This is a genomic window from Meiothermus hypogaeus, from assembly GCF_003574035.1.
In the GTDB taxonomy this organism is placed as follows: domain Bacteria; phylum Deinococcota; class Deinococci; order Deinococcales; family Thermaceae; genus Meiothermus; species Meiothermus hypogaeus.
In genome coordinates this window covers 1-23,471 of sequence record NZ_QWKY01000054.1, presented here as the reverse complement: position 1 = coordinate 23,471, position 23,471 = coordinate 1, and the positions used below count along the sequence as shown (strand labels likewise).

At 59.7% G+C, this 23,471-nt stretch carries 26 protein-coding genes and 1 pseudogene; 15 read left to right on the top strand and 12 right to left on the bottom strand.

Annotated elements, in window-relative coordinates; translation table 11 throughout:
- The first annotated feature begins 321 nt into the window (after positions 1-321).
- A complete protein-coding gene (locus Mhypo_RS12780; protein ID WP_119341675.1) occupies positions 322-1,515 on the top strand; it encodes an acyl-CoA dehydrogenase family protein in 1,194 nt (397 codons plus the stop codon).
- Positions 1,516-2,269: 754 nt separating this feature from the next.
- A complete protein-coding gene (guaB, locus tag Mhypo_RS12775) occupies positions 2,270-3,799 on the top strand; it encodes an IMP dehydrogenase (protein WP_119341674.1) in 1,530 nt (509 codons plus the stop codon).
- Between the two features lies 1 nt (position 3,800).
- Here guaB and Mhypo_RS12770 read toward each other — a convergent pair whose 3' ends face one another.
- From Mhypo_RS12770 to Mhypo_RS12735, 8 genes are all read right to left on the bottom strand, one after another.
- A complete protein-coding gene (locus Mhypo_RS12770) occupies positions 3,801-4,841 on the bottom strand; it encodes a tetratricopeptide repeat protein (protein WP_119341673.1) in 1,041 nt (346 codons plus the stop codon).
- Between the two features lie 41 nt (positions 4,842-4,882).
- Positions 4,883-5,359 carry an arsenate reductase ArsC gene (locus tag Mhypo_RS12765; RefSeq protein WP_119341672.1) on the bottom strand — a complete coding sequence of 159 codons (477 nt, stop codon included), beginning with the start codon at positions 5,357-5,359 and terminating at the stop codon, positions 4,883-4,885.
- Positions 5,360-5,371: 12 nt separating this feature from the next.
- The gene (locus Mhypo_RS12760) at positions 5,372-5,836 is read right to left on the bottom strand and encodes an arsenate reductase ArsC (protein ID WP_119341671.1); all 465 of its coding nucleotides are present in this window, start codon (positions 5,834-5,836) and stop codon (positions 5,372-5,374) included.
- An 80-nt stretch (positions 5,837-5,916) separates the two neighbouring features.
- Positions 5,917-7,158, bottom strand: a complete 1,242-nt coding sequence (locus tag Mhypo_RS12755; RefSeq protein ID WP_119341670.1) for an MFS transporter — start codon at positions 7,156-7,158, stop codon at positions 5,917-5,919.
- A 295-nt stretch (positions 7,159-7,453) separates the two neighbouring features.
- Positions 7,454-7,888 (bottom strand): arsenic resistance N-acetyltransferase ArsN2, encoded by a 435-nt coding sequence (gene arsN2 / locus Mhypo_RS12750; protein WP_119341669.1) that lies wholly within the window; start codon positions 7,886-7,888, stop codon positions 7,454-7,456.
- An 85-nt stretch (positions 7,889-7,973) separates the two neighbouring features.
- A complete protein-coding gene (locus tag Mhypo_RS12745; protein ID WP_119341668.1) occupies positions 7,974-8,459 on the bottom strand; it encodes a DUF6428 family protein in 486 nt (161 codons plus the stop codon).
- A gap of 25 nt (positions 8,460-8,484) precedes the next feature.
- Entirely contained in the window at positions 8,485-8,835 is a 351-nt protein-coding gene (locus Mhypo_RS12740; protein ID WP_170148291.1) for an ArsR/SmtB family transcription factor, read from the bottom strand.
- 179 nt (positions 8,836-9,014) lie between these two features.
- Positions 9,015-9,245 (bottom strand): hypothetical protein, encoded by a 231-nt coding sequence (locus Mhypo_RS12735; protein ID WP_119341666.1) that lies wholly within the window; start codon positions 9,243-9,245, stop codon positions 9,015-9,017.
- Positions 9,246-9,541: 296 nt separating this feature from the next.
- Between Mhypo_RS12735 and Mhypo_RS12730 the strand changes: the two genes are divergently transcribed.
- Positions 9,542-10,039, top strand: coding sequence for a hypothetical protein (locus Mhypo_RS12730; RefSeq protein ID WP_119341678.1), 498 nt, complete (start codon positions 9,542-9,544; stop codon positions 10,037-10,039).
- Here Mhypo_RS12730 and Mhypo_RS12725 read toward each other — a convergent pair.
- The 3 genes from Mhypo_RS12725 to Mhypo_RS12715 form a co-directional block, all read right to left on the bottom strand.
- On the bottom strand, positions 10,015-10,653 hold the full coding sequence (locus Mhypo_RS12725) for a thiamine diphosphokinase (RefSeq protein ID WP_119341665.1): 639 nt from the start codon (positions 10,651-10,653) through the stop codon (positions 10,015-10,017). The genes Mhypo_RS12730 and Mhypo_RS12725 overlap by 25 nt on opposite strands.
- 61 nt (positions 10,654-10,714) lie before the next feature.
- Positions 10,715-11,731 (bottom strand): ABC transporter ATP-binding protein, encoded by a 1,017-nt coding sequence (locus Mhypo_RS12720; protein WP_119341664.1) that lies wholly within the window; start codon positions 11,729-11,731, stop codon positions 10,715-10,717.
- 128 nt (positions 11,732-11,859) lie between these two features.
- A complete protein-coding gene (locus Mhypo_RS12715; RefSeq protein ID WP_119341663.1) occupies positions 11,860-12,900 on the bottom strand; it encodes a sensor histidine kinase in 1,041 nt (346 codons plus the stop codon).
- A gap of 27 nt (positions 12,901-12,927) precedes the next feature.
- On the opposite strand from Mhypo_RS12715, the gene Mhypo_RS12710 reads away from it, so the two are divergent.
- The 11 genes and pseudogenes from Mhypo_RS12710 (at position 12,928) to Mhypo_RS12665 (ending at position 21,484) form a co-directional block, all read left to right on the top strand.
- Positions 12,928-13,641 carry a cytochrome c biogenesis CcdA family protein gene (locus Mhypo_RS12710; RefSeq protein ID WP_119341662.1) on the top strand — a complete coding sequence of 238 codons (714 nt, stop codon included), beginning with the start codon at positions 12,928-12,930 and terminating at the stop codon, positions 13,639-13,641.
- 187 nt (positions 13,642-13,828) lie between these two features.
- Positions 13,829-14,404, top strand: a complete 576-nt coding sequence (gene ccmA, locus Mhypo_RS12705; RefSeq protein WP_119341677.1) for a heme ABC exporter ATP-binding protein CcmA — start codon at positions 13,829-13,831, stop codon at positions 14,402-14,404.
- A gap of 303 nt (positions 14,405-14,707) precedes the next feature.
- Complete coding sequence (locus Mhypo_RS12700; protein ID WP_119341661.1) at positions 14,708-15,373, top strand: heme exporter protein CcmB; 666 nt, start codon at positions 14,708-14,710, stop codon at positions 15,371-15,373.
- Positions 15,374-15,546: 173 nt separating this feature from the next.
- Positions 15,547-16,239 (top strand): cytochrome c biogenesis protein CcsA, encoded by a 693-nt coding sequence (gene ccsA / locus Mhypo_RS12695; RefSeq protein WP_119341660.1) that lies wholly within the window; start codon positions 15,547-15,549, stop codon positions 16,237-16,239.
- 1 nt (position 16,240) lies between these two features.
- Positions 16,241-16,363, top strand: a complete 123-nt coding sequence (locus Mhypo_RS18765; RefSeq protein ID WP_276309754.1) for a hypothetical protein — start codon at positions 16,241-16,243, stop codon at positions 16,361-16,363.
- 15 nt (positions 16,364-16,378) lie between these two features.
- Positions 16,379-16,813, top strand: a pseudogene (gene ccmE / locus Mhypo_RS12690) (cytochrome c maturation protein CcmE); the annotation flags it as partial.
- 16 nt (positions 16,814-16,829) lie between these two features.
- A complete protein-coding gene (locus Mhypo_RS12685) occupies positions 16,830-18,821 on the top strand; it encodes a heme lyase CcmF/NrfE family subunit (RefSeq protein ID WP_119341658.1) in 1,992 nt (663 codons plus the stop codon).
- Positions 18,822-18,908: 87 nt separating this feature from the next.
- Positions 18,909-19,376 carry a TlpA family protein disulfide reductase gene (locus Mhypo_RS12680; RefSeq protein ID WP_119341676.1) on the top strand — a complete coding sequence of 156 codons (468 nt, stop codon included), beginning with the start codon at positions 18,909-18,911 and terminating at the stop codon, positions 19,374-19,376.
- A gap of 47 nt (positions 19,377-19,423) precedes the next feature.
- On the top strand, positions 19,424-19,873 hold the full coding sequence (locus Mhypo_RS12675; protein ID WP_119341657.1) for a cytochrome c-type biogenesis protein: 450 nt from the start codon (positions 19,424-19,426) through the stop codon (positions 19,871-19,873).
- Complete coding sequence (locus Mhypo_RS12670) at positions 19,870-20,862, top strand: c-type cytochrome (RefSeq protein WP_119341656.1); 993 nt, start codon at positions 19,870-19,872, stop codon at positions 20,860-20,862. Before Mhypo_RS12675 ends, Mhypo_RS12670 begins: the two co-directional genes overlap by 4 nt.
- 34 nt (positions 20,863-20,896) lie before the next feature.
- Positions 20,897-21,484 carry a Rieske 2Fe-2S domain-containing protein gene (locus tag Mhypo_RS12665; RefSeq protein ID WP_119341655.1) on the top strand — a complete coding sequence of 196 codons (588 nt, stop codon included), beginning with the start codon at positions 20,897-20,899 and terminating at the stop codon, positions 21,482-21,484.
- Here the strand turns inward: Mhypo_RS12665 and tyrS are convergent.
- Positions 21,481-22,770 carry a tyrosine--tRNA ligase gene (gene tyrS, locus Mhypo_RS12660; protein WP_119341654.1) on the bottom strand — a complete coding sequence of 430 codons (1,290 nt, stop codon included), beginning with the start codon at positions 22,768-22,770 and terminating at the stop codon, positions 21,481-21,483. The two genes, Mhypo_RS12665 and tyrS, sit on opposite strands and share 4 nt — an antisense overlap.
- Positions 22,771-22,960: 190 nt before the next feature.
- Here tyrS and Mhypo_RS12655 point away from each other — a divergent pair, with 190 nt between their 5' ends.
- Positions 22,961-23,344 carry a hypothetical protein gene (locus Mhypo_RS12655; RefSeq protein ID WP_119341653.1) on the top strand — a complete coding sequence of 128 codons (384 nt, stop codon included), beginning with the start codon at positions 22,961-22,963 and terminating at the stop codon, positions 23,342-23,344.
- Positions 23,345-23,471 lie beyond the last annotated feature (127 nt).

The window sequence follows — 23,471 nt, the reverse complement described above, 5'->3', positions numbered from 1 at the left end:
GAAGTTATCCGCGTAGCGGAGGGCGATACCGCCCCTTGGAAGTTATCCGCGTAGCGGAGGGCGATACCGCCCCTTGGAAGTTATCCGCGTAGCGGAGGGCGATACCGCCCCTTGGAAGGGAGACGCTTTCTTCGCCGACCGACAGTGAAGGGCCATCGGCTCCCGGCTAGCGCCGGTACTCAAGGGAGGGGTGTGCTCTAGGATTCAAAAAGACAGCCTCTAGTGTTTTTGGTTTTGTAAACTGTCTTTTTGAATCCGGTATGAGATCTCTAATCAGCATGGAAGGCATGGGCTGAAGTAGAATTGCCCTCGAGGTTCGCCATGTTCGACTTTTTCCAAGTTGCCGACCTGCTTACGCCCGAGGAGCGGGAAATCCAGAAGGCTGCCCGCAAGTTCCTGGAGGCCGAGTGCCTGCCCCATATTGCCGAATGGTGGGAAAACGCCGAGTTTCCCACCCACCTGATTCGCAAGTTTGGCGAGATGGGCTTTCTGGGCACCACCATCCCCACCGAGTATGGGGGCATGGGTGCCAGTGCCGCGGCCTACGGGGTGGTGGGGTACGAGCTCGAGCGCATAGACTCGGGCCTGCGCAGCTTTTGTAGTGTGCAGAGCAGCCTGGTGATGTACCCCATCTGGGCCTATGGCTCGGAGGAACAGAAGCGCGAATACCTGCCCAAGCTGGCTACTGGCGAGTACGTGGGCTGCTTTGGCCTCACCGAGGCCGACGGCGGCAGCGACCCCGATGCCAACATGAAGACCCGCGCCCGGCGCGACGGCGGCGATTATGTGCTGAATGGTTCCAAGATGTGGATTACCAACGGCAACCTCGCCCACATTGCGCTGGTCTGGGCCAAGGACGACGAGGGCGTGGTGCGGGGTTTTATCGTGCCCACCAGTACCAGAGGCTTTAGGGCCAACAAGATTCAGCACAAAGCGTCCTTGCGGGCCTCCGTCACCAGCGAGCTGGTGCTGGAGGATGTACGCGTTCCGGCCAGCGCCATGCTGCCGGGCGTGAAGGGCCTCAAGGGGCCGCTTTCCTGCCTAACGCAAGCCCGCTATGGCATTGCCTGGGGCGCTTTGGGCGCGCTGGAGGCGGTGTATACCGAGGCCCTCGAGTTCGCCAAGAGCCGCACCACCTTTGGAGCGCCTATCGCCAGCCGACAGCTTGTGCAGGAGAAGCTCGTGCGCATGGCCGCCGACCACACCAAGGGCCTGTTGCTGGCCTGGCGTCTGGCCCAGCTCAAGGACACCGGGCAGCTCAAACCCGCCCAGGTTTCGCTGGGCAAGCGCGACAACGTGCGGGCGGCTCTGAATGCGGCCCGTGCAGCACGGGAAATTCTAGGAGGGAGCGGCATTACCCTCGAGTACCACAGCATCCGCCACATGCTGAACCTGGAGACCGTAGACACCTACGAGGGCACCCACGACATCCACACCCTTATTCTGGGCCGCGAGCTCACCGGCGAGAACGCCCTGGGCGAAAGCCCCAAGCCTATAGCAGCGGTAGGTCGCTAGTGGTCTGGTAACCAAGAATTCAGTATGCACTTCAGTGTTTTCCAATGAGCCGCACATCGCAATTATGGGCAGTCAGCGTGCTTCAAAATGCGCCGCAAAACAAGTTATCTGTGCACTCAAGTTACGCAGAAGTGAATAAATCCATCCAGCTCGTGTCTTTCAACCTATGAGCTACCAGGAGACGACTCCGGCAGCTGGCGTATGCTATTGAGCCGCACAGCCATGCACAAAGCCGCCCTCTCCACCCTTGACATCAGCTCATACCGGATTCAAAAAGACAGTTTACATAACCAAAAACCCCATAGGCTGACTTTTTGAATCCTAGAGCACACCCCTCCCTTGAGTACCGGCGCTAGCCGGGGGCCGATGGCCCTTCACTGTCGGTCGGCGAAGAAAGCGTCTCCCTTCCAAGGGGCAATATCGCCCTCCGCTACGCGGATAACTTCCAAGGGGCGGTATCGCCCTCCGCTACGCGGATAACTTCGGCACTGTTGATTCGTTACCGTTAGGTAACGAATCAACCGAATCTGGTATCAGTCCTTACCCCAATAGCGTTGAGGAACCTACAGTCAAAAAAGTTGGCGCACATCTTTATCCGAGCATGCAAGAGATTTATCCATCCCTGTGAGCTTTATTCATACATGCGTAACTTCAGTGTGCACTGGGTACGAAAGCCTGCCTCCCTTAGCCAGCAAAGCTGGCCGGATTAGGCCGGTGTTGGTGGTCTCATCCACGACTGCTATACTGCGGAAATATGCTCGAGGCTCCCAGTAAATCCCGTTCCAGAACAGAAAAAATCCAGCAAGAAGGCCTGACCTTCGACGATGTGCTGCTCATTCCGGCCTACTCGGAGGTGCTGCCCCGCGAGGTGGATACCCGCACCCGCCTGAGCAAAAAGCTCTGGCTCAACATCCCCATCCTCTCGGCGGCCATGGACACCGTGACCGAGGCCGAGATGGCCATTGCTATGGCCCGCGAGGGCGGTCTGGGCATAATTCACAAAAACATGAGCCCCGAGGAGCAGGCCGCCATGGTGCGCAAGGTCAAGCGCAGCGAAGCCGGCATGATCCAAGACCCGGTCACCCTGGCCCCCAACGCCACCCTGGAAGACGCCGAGCGGCTGATGCGCGAGTTCAGGATAGGGGGCCTGCCGGTGGTGGACTTTTACGGCAAGCTGCTGGGCCTAGTCACCAACCGTGACCTGCGCTTCGAGCGCGATATGGGACGGCTGGTCTCCGAGGTCATGACCCCGGTGGAGCGCCTCATCACCGCGCCGCCCGGCACCATTCTGGAAGAGGCCGAGGCCCTGCTCCGTCAGCACAAAATCGAGAAACTTCCGCTGGTAGACCATGAAGGACGACTCAGGGGCCTCCTGACCCTCAAAGACCTGACCAAGCGCCAAAAGTTCCCCTTTGCTGCCAAGGACGCCCAGGGCCGTTTGCTGGTGGGGGCCGCCGTCGGGGTCTCGAAGGATTTGGAGGCCAGAGCCCAAGCGCTGGTGGAAGCCGGGGTAGATGTGCTGGTGCTGGACAGCGCCCATGGCCATAGCCGGGGCATCCTGGAGGCCCTGCGCAGCCTTAAGCAAACCTTTGGCGATGCGGCGCAGGTTATCGCTGGCAACGTAGCCACCGCCGAAGGGGCACGGGCCCTGGCCGAAGCTGGGGCTGATGCGGTCAAGGTGGGGATTGGGCCGGGCTCCATCTGCACGACCCGGGTGGTGACGGGCGTCGGGGTTCCACAAATTACCGCCATCATGGAGGCGGTAGCAGGCCTCGAGGGTCTGGATGTGCCGGTGGTGGCCGATGGCGGCATCAAATACTCCGGCGACGTGGCCAAGGCCCTGGCCGCCGGGGCCCACACAGTGATGCTCGGCTCGATGCTGGCCGGCACCCAGGAAGCCCCGGGCGAAGAAGTGCTCAAGGACGGCCGTCGCTACAAGCTCTACCGGGGTATGGGCAGCATGGGGGCCATGCGCCAGGGTTCTGCCGACCGTTACTTCCAGGACTCGGGTACGACCCCACGCGGCGCCGGTTTGGCACAGGTAGAGGCCAAAAAACTGGTTCCCGAGGGCATCGAGGGCATGGTGCCCTACAAAGGCCCGGTAGGCGATGTGCTCTACCAGGTGGTGGGGGGCCTGCGGGCCTCGATGGGCTATTGCGGTGCGCCCGACCTCGAGACCTTCCGCAGCGAGACCCGCTTTACCCGCATCTCCAGCGCAGGCCTGATTGAGAGTCACCCCCACGGGGTTACCATTACCAAAGAAGCGCCGAACTACTCGAGATAGCTCACCTCGAGCCCTGCGCCCGCAACCCTTGCAACGCCAGGGCCGCTTCGCGATAGCCGGGCTTGTAGCGCAGCGCTGCCTGAAAATCGGCCCGGGCACCATCCAGGTTGCCCAGGGCTTTGCGGGCCAGACCGCGCCAGTAGTAGCTTTCCTCGTGGTCGTCTACCCGGCCCAGCACGTCGTTGGCCAGGGCGATGACCTCCTGGTAGCGCCCGGTTTGGTAGTAGGCCTGGTAGGGGCCAAACTGGTACCAGAGCATCCGCCAGGGCCAGTTGCTCACCGCATTGGCCGGGCGGCGGGGGTCAAGGGTGCGGCTGGGGGCAATTTGACGCGAGCGGTCGTAGGCTTTGCTTGCTTCCGCTGCATTACCCAGGCGCAACAGGCTGCTGCCCAGGTTGAACCAGGCGAAGGCATTCTGGGGGTTTTGCTGGGTTTCCCGCCGGGCCTGCTCCAATGCCAGTTTCCACTCGACCCCTTCCTGCATCCGGTTCCCTAGAATGGCAGCCAGTTTGTCTTGCTGGCCCTTGGTATACACCACCAGGTAGGTGCGGTTAAAGACCTGCCACAGTCCATCCAGCTCGTTGTAGCGCAACGTGACCTTGGGGCCATAGTAGCTATCGAAGGCGTTGAAGAGGCCCTGGCTGTCGTTGTAGCCTACCAGCAAGCGGTAGTGCCCCATGCCGCCGTGGTCGGGGGTCACGAACCAGGTCTCGATAATCACTGGGAAACCCGCGGCAATCAGGCGCTTGAGCAGGTTCAGATCACCCGCCACCCCCAGGTGTACCCCAAAGCCCCGGTTGCGGGCATAGGCTGCCATCTCGTCGGCATTCACGTTTTTGTCGTTTTTGTTGGGTTTGAGTACGGGGGCAATCTGGTACTGCGTGTCGCGACTGCCCCAAAAGCTCATAGCCATTCCCAGCGTGACGGGGCCGCAGTTGTTGTAGCGCTGGTATTCGTGGCGGGCGCCGTTCAGAAAAACATTCGCCGGCTGAGCGAATGCGGCGCCTAGCAGCACAACCAATAAGAAGAGCGTTGGATACACCCGCTCAGTATGCCAGATGGGCCTTGGGCCCGATTGTGGCCTCAAACCTCGGCGGTCTGGGTACCGCTTTTGGGGATAAGGCCCTTTAGTTCCAGCTCCCGCACCCACTCCCGAACCTTGTGGGCAACCTGGTCGCGCACCTTGCGAAAGACCTCGAGGCGCTCGGCATCGCCGCCCTGTGCGGCGCTGGGGTCTTCAAAGGGCCAGAATAACCGGTAGGTGCTGAAGGGGAACAATGGGCACTCCTGCTCGGCCCGGTCGCACACAACCACCAGGTAGGTAAAGTTGTACTTGCCGCCCCAGTACTCCATCAGGCTCTTGGCGTACTGGCCTTCCATATCCAGGCCCATCTCGGAAAGCACCTGGCGGGTAAGCGGGTTGACCTCGCTGGGGTGCAGCCCGGCGCTGTACACCTCGAAGCGGTCGCCCGCATAGTGGCGCAACAAGGCCTCGGCCATCTGGCTGCGGGCCGAGTTGTGGCTGCACAAAAACAGCACCGAGATTTTGCGTTTTCTCATACCGACCTCCCGCTAGCGTGCCTGGGTAAGCCCGGCGGCCTCTGCCAGGTCTTGTTCGCTTGGCACCTGACCCTGCGTCAGGCTTTGAATCAGGCCCTGGCTCATTCGGCCCAGGGCATCGCGTACTCTGCGCCATTCTGCCAGGCCCTTGCCGGAAGGGTCGGGGAAGGAAACATGGAGCTTCTGGGTCTGGGCCGGGTAAGCCGGGCAGTTCTCGGCAGCCGAATCGCAAACCGTGAGCACCAGGTCGAAGTTCCAGGGGTCGGGCAGGTCGTAAAGGGTTTTGGAGGTGTGGGCGCTCAGGTCTATGCCCACCTCGCCCATGACCGCGATGGCATCGGGCTTGACAAAGGTTTTCTCGGTGCCGGCCGACCAGATTTCGGCGGGAAGCTTTAGCTGCTCGGCCCAGTACCTGAGCCAACCTTCGGCCATCTGGCTGCGGGCGGAGTTGTGGGTGCAGAGTACCAGAATGCGCATCAGGTTACATTATCGACTATTTTTCATGAAAGTGTCAGCGGAAGCGAGAGTTCGGAAAAACGTGTTTGTCCAGAACCTTCTCAGGGTTGTGCCAGCACTGCTCTGGGCCGGGCTTGCCATATCGCCAGTGCTGAAATCGCCGCCAGTGTCGCAAAAAGCCATAGCGCCGGATTGTAGTTGCCGGAAAGCCCGTGCAGGGCGCCAGCCCCAAAGGGGGCGATGGTCTGGGCCACCGCCACAATGGAGGTCATGCTACCGCTGATGGTGCCATAGTGCTTTGCACCGTAGATCTCGGCCACCAGGGCGGGTTTGGCCAGGGAGATGGAGCCGTTGGCCAGGCCGAAAAAGAGCACAAAGGCCCAAAGGCCCGCGCCCTCCGGCAAAAACAGCAGGCCAAGCAGACTCAGGGCGTAGCCCCCCAGAAAAGCACCGCTGAGGTGAAAGAGCGAGATGCGCTCACTCAGAGGTGTATAGACGATGCGGCCTGCCAACTGCACCACGCCTACCCCTCCGGCAGCCAAAGCCACCAGGGCGGGTGTGTAGCCTTTCTCGGTCAGCAGAGGCACCATGTGGGCGGTGAGGGCAATGCTGGTGGCCCTGGACAGGGCAAACCCGAGCGAAAGCCACCAGAAAGTGGGTTGGCGCAGGGCCTCTTTTGCGCTCAGGCTGGTTTCCGGGGCCGGACCTCTGGAACCCGGCGCCACAGCCTCGCCGTCTGGCACCTGCCCTATGTCTTCTGGCCGACGGCGCAAAACCAGAGCGTGCAGGGGGATGGTGCCCAGGGCAAAGATGAGGGCCAATATTTCCAGCGCCCCGCGCCAGCCCGCAAGCTGCACCAGCCAGGTGGAAAGGGGTACAAAGATGGTGCTGGCCAGTCCGGCCATCAGGGTGACCACGAGCATCGCCCTCGGGCGGTAGCGGCGAAACCAAACCGCCAGTACCGCAAAGGCCACCTCGTAGAGCACCATGGCCATAGCCAGCCCAAGCCCCGCCCAGAGCAAGTAAAAGGTGGTCAGGTTATGCACATGGGCCCAGCCCCACAACAGCAAGGCGCCCCAGATAGATCCTGCGGTCATGAGGGCCCGGGCCCCGTGTCGATCGAACCAGCGCCCTACCGGAATGGCCGCCAGCCCCGAGACCAGCAAGGCCAGCGAGAAGGCTGCCGAGGTCTCGGCCCGGTTCCAGCCCAGCTCGGCTTCCATGGGCTTCACAAAAACCCCAAAAGTGTAGTACAGGACGCCAAAGCCGATGGTCTGGGTGAGGGCCAGTGCCCAGGCAATGCGCCAGCCGTAATAGGAGGTAGTGGGGGAGGGATGGGTCATAGGCTGGCCAGGAGTCATACCGGATTCAAAAAGACAGTTTACAAAACCAAAAAACACCAGAGGCTGTCTTTTTGAATCCTAGAGCACTCCCTTCGGTCGGGTTAGTTCGTCACCCTTTGGTGACGAACTAACCGAATCTGGTATCAGGTGTTTGTGAGGGGGTCAATCTTCTGAGCTACAGACAGTCTGGGCTCGAGGTCCAGGAGGATTTCGCAGGCTGGATTGGGTGATGCGATGGTTTCCGAAAAAAAGTCGCGTGACTCAGGTTTCATGCCACATGTCTGAAGGCCAGCGGCTACTCGAGTTTGAGCAGCATGGCGGTGGCGGTGTCCGGGCACGCACCCTGGAGTTCCTCTGAAGCACTCAGGGCCGCAGGCAGTTCTGCATGCGTGACCTGCACAAAGCCAAAGCGAGGAAAGTAATCCTGGGCCGTCTCGGTCAGGAGCGAGACAGAGGTCAGGCTTTTTTGTTGGGCCAGCTCAATCATGCCCTCGGTCAGCTTGGCCCCAATTCTGTGGGCGCGATAGCCCGGCGCGACCACCACAGAGCGCAAGAGACCGCTATCTTGATGGACTTCCAGGCCCGCGCACCCCACCACCTTTTCGCCGTCGAGGGCCAGGATGAAATTTAGAATGTGTGCTTCCAGACCTGCTGTGGGCAGGTGGGCATCGTTTAGCAGGGCCTTTATCTCGGGCAAATCGTCGGTAGTGGCGGTGCAGTAGGTAATCATGATTCCTCTAGCTTATGGTCCAAAAGGGTTTGTAAGTATGGGCTGAACCGTTGTTCACGAGGGCGATTCATGCACCCACCCACACTCAGCAGCAACGAGCAGACGGGGTTGCCATGTCCAGCTCGAGCAACGCTCCACAGCACGCATTGCTGGCCCGCTCACGGGCCTTGCAAGTTACGCCGGGAGGCATCAGGTGCACCACCAGATGGTCGCCCTCGAGGGCAATCGAGCCCACATGGTAGTGAATGGCGGGAAGGTCAGTATTCCCGTACTCGAAGCGAACTTCTGTATCTGCCCGTACCGATACCGAGGCTGCGACCCGGTTATAAATGCTAAGGAACTTTTGTACTGTCATGAATTCGGGTTTGTCGTCCGGGCCTGGCCCCATAAGCTGTACCACGGTCTCGCGCCAGAAGTTGGCCTGTCCGCCGCAATCCATGCTCTCGTAGGTGACGTTCATGACCTCGGTAACGTGGTAGCCGGGGGCGATCTGCTGGTCCTGGCCATACTTGAAGACCAGCGGTTTGTTCTGGTGGGGGGCTAGGGCCTCGAGCAGTTCTTGTGTTTTCATACGTTCCTCCCTGCGGTTTTTGAAATTAACCACCGATAGTCGGTAAAAAGGTCTTGATCAGGGCAAAACCCCTGGGGTCAATCCGGTAATACATCCATTTGCCCCGTTTTTCGCCCTTGACCAGATGGACCGAGACCAGGCACTTCATGTGGTGCGACACGGTGGGCTGAGAAAGCCCGGTCACGGTTTCCAAGTCGCAGGCGCACAACCCCGGTTGGGGGCCACAACAGGCGCCATCTGGGTTTTGGTTTTGGGCCAGGTGGGCCAGAATCTTGAGCCGGGCTGGGTCGGAAAGGGCTTTGAATACTAAGGCGCTGGCCTCGAGCACACTTTTTTCCGGGCCCCTTGCGTCTGGCTGCAATACCAGGGAACTCATATTGCTACAATACATTGATAAATCTAAATATGTCAATACAACAGGTTACACGGGACTCATCTGCGTAAAAAATCGCCCTGTCATCCCGAGGAAGAGTAGCCAACAAAGAATCTGGTTGTGCGAAGGAACATTGAATGCAAGGGAGCGCTCGCGTATCACAAAACCAACAAGGTCATAACCTAATCTTTGAACAGGTTGTTAAAGGCCTGGTGGCTGCCATCCTTGCGCTTGAGGCGGAACAGATCGTTTTTGAGCTCGAGCTGACCCTCCTGGAGCAGGTGCTCGAGGGTACGCTGAAGCTCGTCTTTGGACAGGCTTTCGCCTTCCTCGTCCAGCCAGCGCACAATTTCTTTCTCGCTGGCAAAACGTAAACTTTCAATGGCTTTGAGAACCCAGCCTCGGGTGTCCATACCTGAATATACCGCGATACACACACACTAAATCATGAGAACAATACCGGATTTGGTTGGTTCGTCGCCGAACGGTGGCGAACCAACAGGGCCGAAGTTATCCGCGTAGCGGAGGGCGATACCGCCCCTTGGAAAGCGAGACGCTTTCTTTGCCGACCGTTCGGGAGGGGTGTGCTTCAGGATTCAAAAAGACAGCCTTAAGGGCTTTTGGATTTGACAAAGGTCTTGAATCCGGTATAACCCCACGAACAGGGGTAATCTTCCATTAATCTGCTTCCATGTCGCACAATAGGGTCGTGGATCCCTTCCGGGAGTACCAGGACTATGCCATGGCGCACCGGCTGCGCGAGGCCCTGGACTTTTATCCCGGCAAGCTCTACTCGCTCAGTGAGTACGCGACCTTGCGCCTGCGGCGCAGCGAACTGATTCGCAAGCTGGTGGGCCGTCAGGGCGACCCCGCTTTGCTCTCCCGTATCGAACAGATCTCCGATGACCTCAACTACGGCTTCTGGTCAAATCCGGGTCTACTCAAGGCTTTTCTGAGGCGACTCTCTCCAGTGCAGTATCCGGTGCTATGTAGCCCCGAGGGTTTTGAAACCCTTCTATCGGGCACCGAGCGGCTCCGGCTTAAAAAGCCGGGTCTGGCCGGGCGTTACTACCTGGGATGGCTTCGCTTGCCCGAATTGCTGGATGAACCGCTGAAGTTTGAGCAAGCCATGCTCGAGCAAGAGCACCTGGCTGAAGAGTTGGGGCTCTTTTTGGATGAATTTCACAAAGTGGCAGGTTCTGGGTAGGCAATCAATACCCCGTAACCGGCCTCGAGCTCAATCTCTACCCGCCCCAAAGCTAGATTAGAAAGGGTGCGGGTACTGCCCAGGGGTATCTCGGCATTCTGGAGCGGCCAGCGAACACCGCGAAGACTCAGGCCGATAAAACCGCCCAACGGCAACAAACTTAACTTACTCAAGGGGGGCAAATCCAGTTGCAGGGTGCCCGGCAACAGGGGGTGGGCCTCCTCGTTGCCCGAGCTGAGCAGGGTTGGAATACCCTGGCCTGCTAGCCGAACTCCCAGCAGCATATGGGCCAGGGCTTGATCGGTCTGACCGCCCATGGCCCCTACCAGTATCAGCCGCTCGGCCCCCCGGGCCAGGGCTGCCTCGATGGCCAGCTCGCCATCGGTAAAGTCCTTGCCCGTCGGGTGCTCCTCGCGGGGCACATGGGCGTAGGTCTGCTGGAGTTCCGCCGAGGCCGAGTCGAAGTCGCCGACCCACAACTCTGGCTCGAGTCCCAGGGGCCCGGCGTGTGCCATACCGCCATCGGCTGCAATAACCCGGCTCCCAGCTATCTGGGCTTTGAGCCGCAGGGTAGGCGTGAGCGAACCGCTAAGTAAGATGCTGAAGGTGCGCATGAGAAACCAGGGCCAAGCGTCATGTGTCAGAATATCCGAATCCTGCACAGCGCATGGGCTTCTAAGGTTTTATGCTCGTGGTCTGGGTGCCTAAGAGCTCCCGGAGTTCATTTTTTTCGCCTTCTTCCTCCAGTGGAACTACCTTCGACCAATCTACCCGGATGCGGGCGGTGTCGCCCGGATGAAGGCCAGGTTCCGGGCCTTCCAGATAAAGCCTCTGACCGCGCCAGGCCAGCTCCAGGGCCACTGTGAAACCTTTGAAGATTCGCTCCTGTACCCTGGCTTCTTCCCCTTCCCCCAGCATGAGGGCCTCCTGGGGCAGTAGATGTGGGCGGGCGGGCAAGCCCATCTGTCGGCTCTGCTCGGTGGTAAAAACATTGCGGTGGCCCAGAAAGGTGGCCACCCAGCGATTCTTAGGCCGGTTGAAAAGTTGTTCAGGTGTGCCCTGCTGCACAATGGTACCTTCTCGCAATAGGGTCACTTGATGGGCAATTACAAAAGCCTCGGACTGGTCATGCGTTACCACAATGGTGGGCACCGCCGTCTGGCGCAAAATGGCCCGCAGCTCTAACAGCAACTCCTGGCGCAGCTTTAGGTCCAGCGCACCCAAAGGCTCGTCTAAAAGCAGTACCTGGGGCCGGTGGGCCAGGGCGCGGGCCAGGGCTACCCGCTGACGCTCGCCGCCCGATAGCTGCTCGGGGCGTTTGTGGGCGTGGGGGAATAGGTGCGTCAAGTCCAACAACTCGTCCACGCGCTTGCGGATACTGGCATTGTCCCACCGGGCTTCCCGCAGACCAAAGGCGATGTTTTCGCTAACCGAAAGGTGGGGGAACAAAGCGTAATCCTGAAATACAAACCCAACCTGGCGGGCCTCGGACGGCAGAGGGGTCAGTTCGGTCTCATCCAGCCAGACCTGGCCGGAATCGGGCACCTCTAGGCCCGCCACCAGCCGCAGGAGGGTGCTTTTCCCGCTGCCCGAAGGCCCCAGGAGTGCCAGGGTTTGCCCCGGGCGGACCTCGAGCGTTACCGACAGCGCAAAACCAGGATAGGTTTTTTGTAGACCTGTCAGGCGTAGCATAGCTTTAGGGTACTGCAATCTATGAACCTGCCGTTTGTGCCATGCGACAGCGCAGGTTGTTGCTCAAAGCCGAAAGCCAGAAGCTGAACGCATCCCGACCCGTGACATGAGACCTTCGACATGCGACATCAATGTACTGGTAGCCAAACGCTAAACTTGGCCCCCTGGCCCTCCTGTGACTCCACCCAGATACGACCGTGGTGGGCCTCCACGATGGCCCTGGAGATGTAGAGCCCCAGGCCCGTACCCACAATGCCCCTCGAGATGGCGCTCTGGGTGCGGCTGTAGCGGCTGAAGAGCTGGCCCTGCTCTTCCAGCGGGATGCCGGGGCCGGTGTCCTCGACCTCGAGCAGCACCCCCCCATGCGACCTGGCCCGAAGCCAGATGGTGCCTTGCCGTGGGCAGAATTTAAAAGCGTTGGAAAGCAGGTTGCCCACCACCTGTCCGATGCGCTCTGGATCGGCTTCAATCATGGGCAGGGGGTCCAACTCGCAGACAAAGTGAATCTGGCTGAGCTTGGCTACCCCGGCAAAGCTGCGGGCGGTTTGGACCAGGGTGAACTGGAGGTCTACCGGCTGCGGGCTGATACTAAACCGTCCGGCCTCCAGTCGGGAGGTGTCCAGCAGGTTATTAACCATATCCTTCAGCCGCAAACTGCTGTACTGGATGTTTTCCAGAAACTCCTTGAGTTCGCCGGGGCCGTAATTGTCGTCCAGCAGCAGTTCACTAAAGCCCAGAATGGAAGCCAGCGGTGTCTTTAGTTCGTGAGAAACAGCGGCGATGAATTCCGATCTCAGACGTTCGGTTTCGCGCTCTACGGTCACATCACGAAAAAGAATTAGGGCAGTATCCCTTTCCATTGCTACAACACGGGCCTCGAGGTCGCGCCCATCAAGCTTAATCTCAATCACCTGGGCCGGTTCATGGCCTAAAACGCTCTGGATGGCTGCTTGAAGCCGCTCTACTACATCTGGGGCAAAAAGCTCTCCCAGGGTGGTGCCCAGGAAGCGATCCATGGGCAGGTGGTAGGCGCTTTTGCCCATTTTGTACTCGAGGATATTTCCTGCCGAGTCCACCAGCATCAAATCGTCGGGAATCGCCTCCAGAATGATACGAATGCGCTTATCACGCTGATATTCCAGAATATTTTCTTGCATCGCTGCCATCATACCCAGCAATTCTTGAAAGAATTACGAATGTCCTTGCCAGGCTGGTCTATCCTGACAGCTATGAGCCTGACCGCCGCCTTCATGGCCGGGATTCTTTCGTTTCTTTCGCCCTGCGTGCTACCGCTGGTGCCGACCTACCTGCTTTATTTGGGAGGCGAGCGGGGACGGCCCCTTTTTAACGCTTTCTTCTTTGTGGGGGGGTTTTCCCTGGTGTTTTTGTTGTTGGGTCTGCCCTTTACCCTCCTGGGGGGGATATTGTTCGAAAACCGACAACTGCTGGGCCAGGTGGGCGGGGTGATTCTGGTGCTGTTTGGGCTTTACATGCTGGGCCTGAAGCCCAAATGGGGGGTTAACCTGCGCTACCAGGGCGATACCAGTCGGCCCTGGGGCGCTTTTGTGCTGGGTATGGTTCTGGGCCTGGGCTGGACGCCTTGCATTGGCCCGATTCTGGGCGGTATTTTGACCCTTACCGCTGCCGGAGGGGGGGTCTACTTTTTGTTGGCTTATATTCTGGGTCTGGCGGTGCCGTTTTTGCTGGTGGCCCTTTTTGCCGACCGGGTTCGCCCGGTTTTACGCAAGGCGGGGCGTTTTTCTCGCTGGGCCGAAGTAACCGCGGGGGTGGCCCTGATTGCTGTGGGGGTGCTGATGCTAACCGGCACCTTCACCCAACTCAACAGTTTTTTTATCAAGATTACGCCCGAATGGCTGCTGAACCTCGAGAAAAGCCTGATCGGCCAGTAATACAAACTTTGTACAGGTAACGTTGAGGCGTTTGATGAACCCCTCATCCGGCGACACCCCAAGAGCAACCTCGGTTGCAACCACCTTTTTTGTGGCCAGAGTGGGTAGAATGTCACCACCTTCTCCCACAAGGGTAGAAGGCAGTATGAATCAATCGGATTTGCTATAAGCGCGTATGATGAAACCTATGCTGATTGAAGCCCAGGCCGTTGCCAAACGCTACGGGCGGGATTGGGTGTTGCGCGACCTGGATTTCCAACTGGCTAAACACGAAGCGGTGGCCCTGGTAGGGCCCAACGGCGTGGGCAAGACCACCTTGCTGCGGGTGCTGGCCGGGTTGGTGCGACCTACCCAGGGTTCTATCAAGCTGGTAGGAAGGGTGGGTTTTTTGGCCAATCCCCCTGCTTTTCACCGGCATTTTAGTGGTGCCGAAAACCTGCATTATGCTCTGCGGCTCGATGGACGGGCTGATGACCGTGCCGAGATTGACAGGGCCCTGAAGCAAGTGGGTCTTCCCCACGACAAGCCCGTGCTGAGCTACAGCAGTGGTATGAAAAAGCGCCTGGCTATGGCCCGTTTGCGCTTACAAAACCCGGACATCTGGCTACTGGACGAACCCGAGGCCGCCCTGGATGTACAGGGGCGGGGTTTGCTGGAAGACCTGGTTAACTTTGCTAGGGCCTCTGGGGGGGTGGTAATTGCGACCCATGACAAAAGCTGGCTTTCCCTGGTAGACCGGGTGGTTGAGCTAAGGGCTACCTGAGTTATCCGTGTAGCGGTGGGCGATACCGCCCCTTGGAAGGTAGACGCTTTTTTCGCCGACTGACAGGGGGTGCGCTCCAGGATTCAAAAAGACACCCTATGGGTTTTGGTTTTGTAAACTGCCCCTTTGAATCCGGTACAACGCCATGAAACAGGGGGCATTAGGCCAACACCCAGGTAGGTTTCAATTCAGATAGCAGCATTTTTTTTGCGACGTAGCCTATTCGCAATGCGGCATTTGTTCCACCCTGGTTCTCTACGCCGGCCCTTTACGTTCTGCACCCAAACCGATAGCCTTAGCCCTGTGCAGCGGATTTTCTGGCTGGCCTGGCGCGACCTGGTACTGGAGTTTCGCGGGCGCACGGGCATTTTATCGGCAGTTTTTTTTCTGGCAGTCATGCTATTTATATTGGCCATGGCCTTTGGCCCCAACCCCCAGGACCTGCAAAAAGCGGCCCCGGGGGTGTTGTGGGTGGCCCTGGCTTTTGCTGGAAGTCTACTGGCGGGGCGGGCTTTTGGCCTCGAGGTCGAAGACGGCACCCTGGATGATCTGCTCCTGACCCCCGGTAGCCGGGAGTGGATTTATTTTGGGAAACTCCTGTTTCAGTTTTCGCTGCTAATTTTGGTGGGGCTGGTGCTGCTCTTGCTGACGGCGGGGTTGTTTTACCTGCCTTTGCAAAACTGGGCCTGGTTTGTGGTGGTATTGTTGCTGGGCTCGCTGGGTTACGCGGCCATTTCCACCTTCTATGCGGGAATGCTGGCCCGCCTGCGGGGGCGGGAGGTGCTTTTGCCCCTTTTGCTTTTTCCGCTGGTGATTCCGGTGGTGCTGGCGGCGGTGCGTTTTACGCAGGGCTTGGCCCAGGGTATTCCGGTGGCCGAGCTTTCGGACTGGCTTCGTTTGCTGGCGGTCTTCGATGTTATTTACGTGACGGTCTGCGCAATGGTGTTTCCATATATGCTCGAGGGATAGGTTATGTTGGTTATAACCCCGAGTACAGCAGATTATTACCGAAAACTTACCCTGCCGGGGTATTCTGGAAATACTGAATGAGGCGCAAGAGCCACTCAAGTCTGTAGATGTAACGTGGTTTACGCCGCTTAATCTATTTCAGGTCAGAATACATATAAAAGGAGAGGACTTGAATGCAGCTAGCACGCTCCAATCAAACCAACCGTCTGGATAGCCTGACCCTGGGCATTCTGGGCCTGGGTATGGTGGGTGCAGGGGTGGGGTTCATCCTGGCTATGGGTGCGCCGCCCGACCAGAGCCAGGGCTTTGTGGCCCGAATTTTCCATATGCACGTCCCAATGGCCTGGATGGCCTATCTGGCCAGCTTTGCTGCGCTGGGTTACTCGGTGGCTTACCTGGTCCGGCGCAAAGCCCACCACGACCGTGTAGCAGCCGCGGTGGTGGAGGTGGGCCTGATCTTTATGGCCCTGGCCTTGCTGTCGGGCATGCTGTGGGCCCGCCCCACCTGGGGGGTGTACTGGGACTGGGAGCCCCGCCTGACCACCACGGCCATACTGTTTGCCATCTATGTGGGCTATGTGGTGGTACGGGGCGCCATCGAAGACCCCGAGCTACGGGCCAAGGCCGCTGCGGGGGTGGCCATTCTGGGCTCCATCAACGTGCCCATCAGCTATATGTCTGTTAAGTGGTGGCGCAGCCTGCACCAGACACAGTCCATAGACCTCACCACCGGAAAGATCAATGTGGATGCGGCCATTCTCATTCCCATGCTGATCAACCTGGCTGCTTTCACGCTGCTATTTATCGGTCTGGTGCGGTTACGCAGCATCATTGCGGCCCGCGAGGCGGCCAGGGAAGAGGTATAAGATGCCCGATAACCCCCTGTGGAACCCGGTCAACCCCTTTGTGGTCTGGACCTATCTGGCGGTGTATGTATCGGTGTTTGGTTATTTGGGCTACCTCATCTGGCGCTACCAGAAGAATAAGTAGAACCAAAGGCAGGTATACATGAAACCCAAATACATCATCGGACTGATGGTGGTAGCCGGTGCCCTGGCCTACCTGATTTTTGGGGGCCTGGGTCAGAACCTGGTCTACTTCATCACCCCCAGCGAATACTTTCAGCAGATAGACCGCTATCAGAACCGCCAGGTGCGCCTGGGCGGCCTGGTCAAGGAAGGCTCGCTTTCCTACAACCCCCAAACCCTCGAGCTCCGCTTTGTGGTAACCGACGGGGTCAAGGAGGTTCCTATTCGTTCTTCGGGCGCTACCCCACCGGCCCTTTTTGGCGAAAACCGGGGCGTGGTGGTGGAGGGGAGGTTCCAGGGCGAAACGTTTGTGAGCCAGAACCTTCTGGTCAAGCACTCCGAGACCTACCAGGCCCCCAAAGAGGGCTGGACGCCTGAACAGGTGCGCAAGCTGATCGAGGAGACCCAGTGATGGACAGGAGGTTCTCTTGACGCCGGGGCTTTTGGGAGGGGTCTCCCTTGTTGCTGCACTCATTCTTTCGGTGCTGGGCCTGGTGCTTTCTAGCCTGGCCTTCGTCTTGCGGGATGGGCGCTACCTCGAGGCCGCCAAGCGCCTCTCGGCGCTGGGCCTGCTGGCGGCGGTGCTGAGTTTTGGGGCGCTCGAGTGGGCCATTCTGACCGACGACTTTAGTGTCTCCTATGTGGCCAACCATAGCTCCGCCAATAACCCGCTGTGGGTCAAGCTGGTCACGCCCTGGGCGGCGCTGGAGGGCTCCATCCTGCTGTGGGCCATGCTCCAGACCGCCTACACCTGGCTGGTAAGTCTGCGGGCAGGCTACAGCCTGGACATCTGGCGGGCCCCGGTGGCGCTGGGTACACTGTTTGCGGTTCAGGTGTTCTTTTTTGCGGTGATGGTCTTCGTGGCTCACCCCTTTGATGCCGTGCCCAACCCACCTCCCGATGGCCGGGGCACCAACCCCCTGCTGCAAAACCACTGGATGATGGCCGTACACCCGGTCTTGATGTACCTGGGTTTTGTAGGCCTTTCGGTACCTTTTGCCTATGCGGTGGCGGCCATGGTAGCCCGGCGCTACCAGAGCTGGATTTTCGAAACCCGCTGGTGGACCCTGGTGGCCTGGGGCTTCCTGACGGCGGCCATCTTCACCGGTAAGTGGTGGAGCTACGAGATTCTCGGCTGGGGGGGGTACTGGGCCTGGGACCCGGTCGAAAACGCCTCCATCATCCCCTGGTTACTGGCCACCGCTTTCCTGCACACCGCCCAGGTGCAAGAGCGCAAGGGGCTTTTTAAGGGTTGGAACTTTGCCTTTATCACCCTGGCCTTTGCGGCTACGGTGTTTGGCACCTTCCTCACCCGCTCTGGGGTGATTCAGTCGGTGCATGCTTTTGCCAGCGGGCCGGTGGGGGCTTGGTTCTTGCTCTTTTTGCTCGCCGTGATGGCGGGGGGGCTGGGGCTTTTGGCCAGGGTTTCTTCCGAGATTCGCGAGGCCGGCGAAGTGCGCTGGAAAAGCCGCGAGGGGGCCTTGCTGGCCGGGGCTTTGTTTTTTGGCACCTTTGCCTTTGTGGTGGTGCTGGGCACCTTGTGGCCGCTGGTGGTGGAGATTGCGAGCGGGGCCAAGGTCTCGGTGGGGGCCCCCTTCTTCAATCAGGTCTCCATCCCCCTGGGTATTTTCATGCTGCTCCTGATGGGCATCGGGCCGGTTTTGCCCTGGCGCAACTCCAGCGCCCAGGTGCTGCGAAACCTGACCGCCATGCTCATAGCCCTGGGGGTGGGTACCTTGCTGGGCTTCGTGCTGGGCCTGAGCCTGGGGGTCTCGCTGGCTATTGGCCTATTTGCCTACAATCTGACCGCCATCTGGCTGATGGTGGCCCAGGGTGTGGGTGAGCGGGCCCGTTCACTGGGGATCTCGCCCACGCAGGCGCTTATGGAGCTGGCAACCAGCCACAAGCGCCGCTTTGGTTCGCACATTGTGCACTTTGGTGTTGCTTTGGCTGCCCTGACCATCGCCTTTAGCCAGACCTACCGCTTTACTGAGCAAAAGACCCTCCAGATCGGCGAGACCTGGCAGACCCGCGGTGTGGAGGTGCGCTTGCTCTCCATCGGCGCGAGGCAAGAGTACAACCGCTTCGCCGCCGTTGCACCCATTGAGGTGCGCTCGACCGGCCGCGAGGGCTGGGGTTCGGATGGCCGCTACGAAACCCGGCTCAACTTCTACCCTCAGATGGGCTCGCCGCTGGCTACGCCGGTGGTCAAGTACTCGCTTTACAACGACTACTATTTTGTGCTGATGCAGTTTGACCAGGAAAATGGCCAATGGGCTACCCTCAAGATTATCGTGACCCCCATGGTCTGGTGGCTATGGGTTGCCGGCCTGATTATCGTGCTGGGTACACTGTACATCCTATGGCCCAGCGGGGCCCGGGTGTCCAGCCGCCAGATGTCGCCTACGGCAGGAGATTGATGTTGAGGCTTGGTGCAAAAGAGGTGGCCCGTGCTTAGGTTCTGGCCCATCTGGGTGTTATTGCTGGGGGGCTTGTTTTACTGGGGTATGCAACGCCCCAACCCCAACGAGCTTAAATCGGTGCTGGTTGGCAAGCCGGCCCCCAGCTTCAGCCTGCCCTTGTTGGAGCCCTACCGCGCCCAGTACGGCCCTGAGATGGGCATTGGTGAGCGTGTAGAAAAACCAGTATTGCTCAACATCTGGGCCAGCTGGTGCATCCCCTGCCGCACCGAGGCCCCGCTACTGGAGCGCTATCACCAGCAGTACAAAGACCAGGTGCTCTTTCTGGGGGTCAATGTCCAGGATAAGGAAAGCGAGGCCCTGAAATTTGTCCAGCAGTACGGCCTGACCTTTCCCAGCGTGTACGATGGGCGCGGGCGCGTCGGCATCGAATATGGCTACTACGGCGTACCCGAGACCTTTGTGATTGACCGCAACGGTAACGTGCTGGCCCGGCATGCCGGTGAGCTGACCGAGGCCCAGCTGCAGGGGTATCTGAGGCAGGTGTTGCAGTGAGGGTGAGGGGAACAGACAGCAGAGGAGCAGCGTTATGGAACCGGCTTTTGGCTTTAGGCCTTTGGCTTTTGGCTATTGCCCTGGCCCAGCCCACCCCCAACACCCCACCGCCCGATCTCTCCCCCAGGGTATTTGAAATTGCCCGTGCGCTGCGCTGCCCGGTCTGTCAGGGGGAGTCTGCGGCGGAGTCCAATGCAGGGATTGCGGTAGAGATGCGCCGCATCATTGCCGAGCAACTGGCCGAGGGCAAGTCCGAGGCCGAGATACGGCAGTTTTTTGTGCAGCGCTATGGCGACTGGATACTGTACGAGCCCCCAGCTCGCGGCCTGACCCTATGGGTCTGGCTTTCCCCTTTGATAGGACTGGGATTGCTGAGTTTTGGTTTGTGGCGCTACCTGAGTAGGGTCAAGGCCCAGGCCAAAGCACCCCTGAACGATGTCTCTGAGGAAGAAATTACCCGCCTCGAGGCCGAGCTAAATACCGAGCGTTCGTCATGATATTTGCCTACCTGCTACTTGCGTTGTTGTTTGGGCTGGCCCTGGCCTATGCCCTGTGGCCCTTCTACCGCACTCAGGCCCAGCCCTTTCCCGAAAGCCCCCGCCCGGAGGAGCTTCGGGCCGAGCTCGAGGTGCTTAAGTCGCTGGCTAAAGAAGCTGAAGGAGACGAGCGCAAACGCCTGCTGGCCCAGGCGGTGCGGCTCGAGCGCCAACTGGCCGAGCTGGGCAGTGAAAAACCTGTTCCTCGCCGCCTGAGCCCTGTAACGCTGGGCTCCGTGACCCTGAGCCTGATAGCCCTGGGGGCGGGGCTTTGGGCCTACACGGTGCCCCGGCTGCCTGGCGAGACCATCATCACCAGCCGCAACGAGGCCCGCGAACTGGGCAGCCTGCAACGCAAAGCCGAGCAGAGCGGCAAAGCCGCCGACTGGCTGGCCTATGCCAACAAAGCCTACGACCTGCAAGACTTCGAGCGGGCCGTGCAGGGCTACCTGAAGGTGATTGACCTCGAGCCCCGCAACGCCAACGCGGTGCGGCGCATTGGAATGCTCCTCTTCATGAGCGGCAGGCCCGAGGAAGGAGCGCAGGCCCTCGAGCTCGCCGTGCGGGCCGAGCCCGATGTGCCGGAGGGCTGGCTGTTTTTGGGCAACGCCTATTTCCAGCTCGGCCGCCCTGCCGAGGCTATTGTGGCCTGGGAAGGCTACCTGAAGGCCGGCGGTGAGGCCCGCGAGCGGGTTCAGAACCTTATCCAAACAGCCAAGAACCAGCTCAATACCACCTCTACCGGTCAGCAGGTGTATCTGGCCAGGTGTGCGGCCTGCCACGGGGCCCAGGCCCAGGGCGGTATCGGCCCCCGTTTGCAGGGCAACCCCATCAGTAAAGTGCCGGAGGCGGTGAGGGAAATTGTCCTCAAGGGCCGGGGCCAGATGCCGGCGGTCCACCTGACTGAGGCCGAGATGCAGGCCTTGCTGCAGTATCTGGGGGGTTTGTAGCCCTGCGGGCCGCTTTGTTTAGTGGGTGCACGGTATGGACGAGCCCAACCTGCAAAACCTTCGCCGCATCAGCCGCCGCGACCTGATCTGGATTATCCCCAGCGCCATCAGTGCCGGTTTTTTTGGCTGGCTGGCCTGGCGCACCTACTCCATCCACTTCACCAAGACCGCCGTCGCTGAGCCGCTCTGGCGCGAAGGCCCGCGGGTACGGGCTGCGGCGCTCAATGAACTCGGCGCCCCCTGGCGCTTCAAATACTTCGAGTACGCTTACCAGGGCAGCCCTCTCAAGGCCGTGGTGTTTCGGCTCTCGGAGCCGGTAGTGGGGGGTCTGACGGTAGGGGGGGCCCACTTTCTAGCCCTGTCGCGCATCTGCACCCACCAGGGCTGTGTGGTCAACTACGTGGACAACCCCGAGCTCGGCTCCATTGCCTACAACTACCGCACCGACCATCCCTTTCTGGGCTGCCCCTGCCACTTTGGGGCCTATGAGCCGCTAAAGGGGGGTAAGGCGGTGTACGGGCCGCCGCGCTTCCCGCTGCCCCGGTTGCGCTTGGAAGAGGACGAGGGGGTTCTTTATGCCACCGGCTACGAGACTCCTTTTCGCCCCCTCGAGCAGGGTTAGGCGGGCTTGGGCTTGACCCGCACGAACCTGTCCTTGCCACGCTGGAGTACCAGTGGCTTGCTAAGGGCAATCTCCATCCTGGGGTCGATGAGCACCTCGCCATCGAGCCGCAGGCCTTTTTGTTCAATTAGGCGCCGGGCCTCGCCGTTCGAGACGGTCAGACCGGCCAGGGTGAAGAGCCTTGCCACCGAAATATGGCCCTCTGAAAGCTCGTCGGTGGGAATGACCACTTCCGGCATTTCGTCGGGGATGCCCCCATGGGCAATTTCGTAGTAGCGGGCTTCGGCATGCTGCACCACGGGGTTCTGGCCGCCCTGGTCCTGCCCAAAAGCCTCCCAGCGGTAGCCCAGCGATTCGTAGAGTGGGCGGTCTAAACGGGCGGGAATCCTGGGCTGTGCGTACGCGCCCGTCACCAGCCGCGCCAGCACCCTGTGCGCCCCCACGGGGCCGCCTTGCTCCAGGGCTTCCTTGATTTCGCCAGGGCTCAGGTCGGTGCAGAGTTCAAAATAGGTTTGCAGGTACTGGTCTTCAATCTTCATCAGTTTGCGGAAGATTTCGCTGGGCTCTTCGCTGATGCCGATGTAGTTGTCGTAGCTTTTGGACATCTTCTGTCCGTCGCCCCCCACCAAAAGCGGCATGATGAAGGCCACCTGGCGCTCCAGGCCGTAGGCTTCCTGCACCTCGCGCCCCACCAGCAGGTTGAATTTCTGGTCGGTGCCGCCCATTTCTACGTCGCAGGCAATGGGCACCGAGTCGTAGCCCTGGGCGAAGGGATACAGAAACTCGTGAATCGAGATGGGCACCCCTTCGGCGTAGCGCTTTTTGAAGTCTTCGCGCTCGAGCATCTGGGCCACGGTCAGGAGCGAGGCCAGCTTAATCACCTCTTTGAAGCCCAGGTTTTCCAGCCACTCCGAGTTGTAGCGCAGCTCGAAGCGGTTAGGGTCGTCGGTGATGAGGATTTTGCCCACCTGCTCCACGTAGCTTTTGGCGTTGGCGCGGGTTTCCTCGAGGGTGAGGGGCGGGCGGGTTCTGGAGCGGCCCGAGGGATCGCCAATCATGGCGGTAAAGTCGCCGATGATGATGACTACCTTGTGGCCTAACTCCTGGAACTGCCGCATTTTGCGCAGTACCACCGCGTGCCCGATGTGAATGTCGGGCCGGGTGGGGTCGAGCCCCAGCTTGACCACCAGTTTTTTCCCCGATTGTAGCTTTTTGAGCAAGTCCTCCTGGGGGATGATTTCCACCGCCCCAATCCGCAGCAGGCCAAACGCTTCCTCCGCCGTCATGCCCCCAAGTATACCGATTTGTGCAGGGTCTTTAGCATACCGCCCGAAGTGGGAGAGTTTACGCCGCGATGGGCACACCTCTGATGTGGGCGGGGTGCGGGGCGGTGGCTATTTTGGTTGTCGGCGATAATATGACGAAAACCGAGCAGGCCACTGCGCGATGCATTTGCACCTGGCTTATACTTGAAGCGTGCGAACGCTTTTATTTCTGGCGCTGATTGTGGGCGGAGTATACTTTTACGCAGAGCGGTATGGTCTCGCGGTGGGCTATGCCCCTTTTACCCCGGTCTACTACTGGAACTACACCGGCGAAACCCGGAACCAGGTACGGGCCACGGGCATTCGTGCTTTCGTAAAGGTCACGGTAAGCGGCGATTTGCGCAAGGGCAGCTTTGAGGTCGAGGTTCGCCGCGCGGGCCAGACCAGTCCGGGCCTGCTCAAGCGCTACCAGGGCCGCTTTGCTGAAGAAATTCGCTACCCGGCCGACGCCAACCTGTACGATGTCATCTTCCGCTTCAAGGATGCGCGGGGCCAGATTCGCATGGACTGGGTGGCAGCCCGCAACGAATTCTAGAGTCATATAAAAAATTCGGTTGAGCAAAGGAAGGGGCTTCTAAACTGGATTTGTGAATAACCCAGAGAAGCCCAAAGATAGTGTAGCTTGCCAGAACTGCGGAAGTGTGAAAGTCGAATGTGGCGGC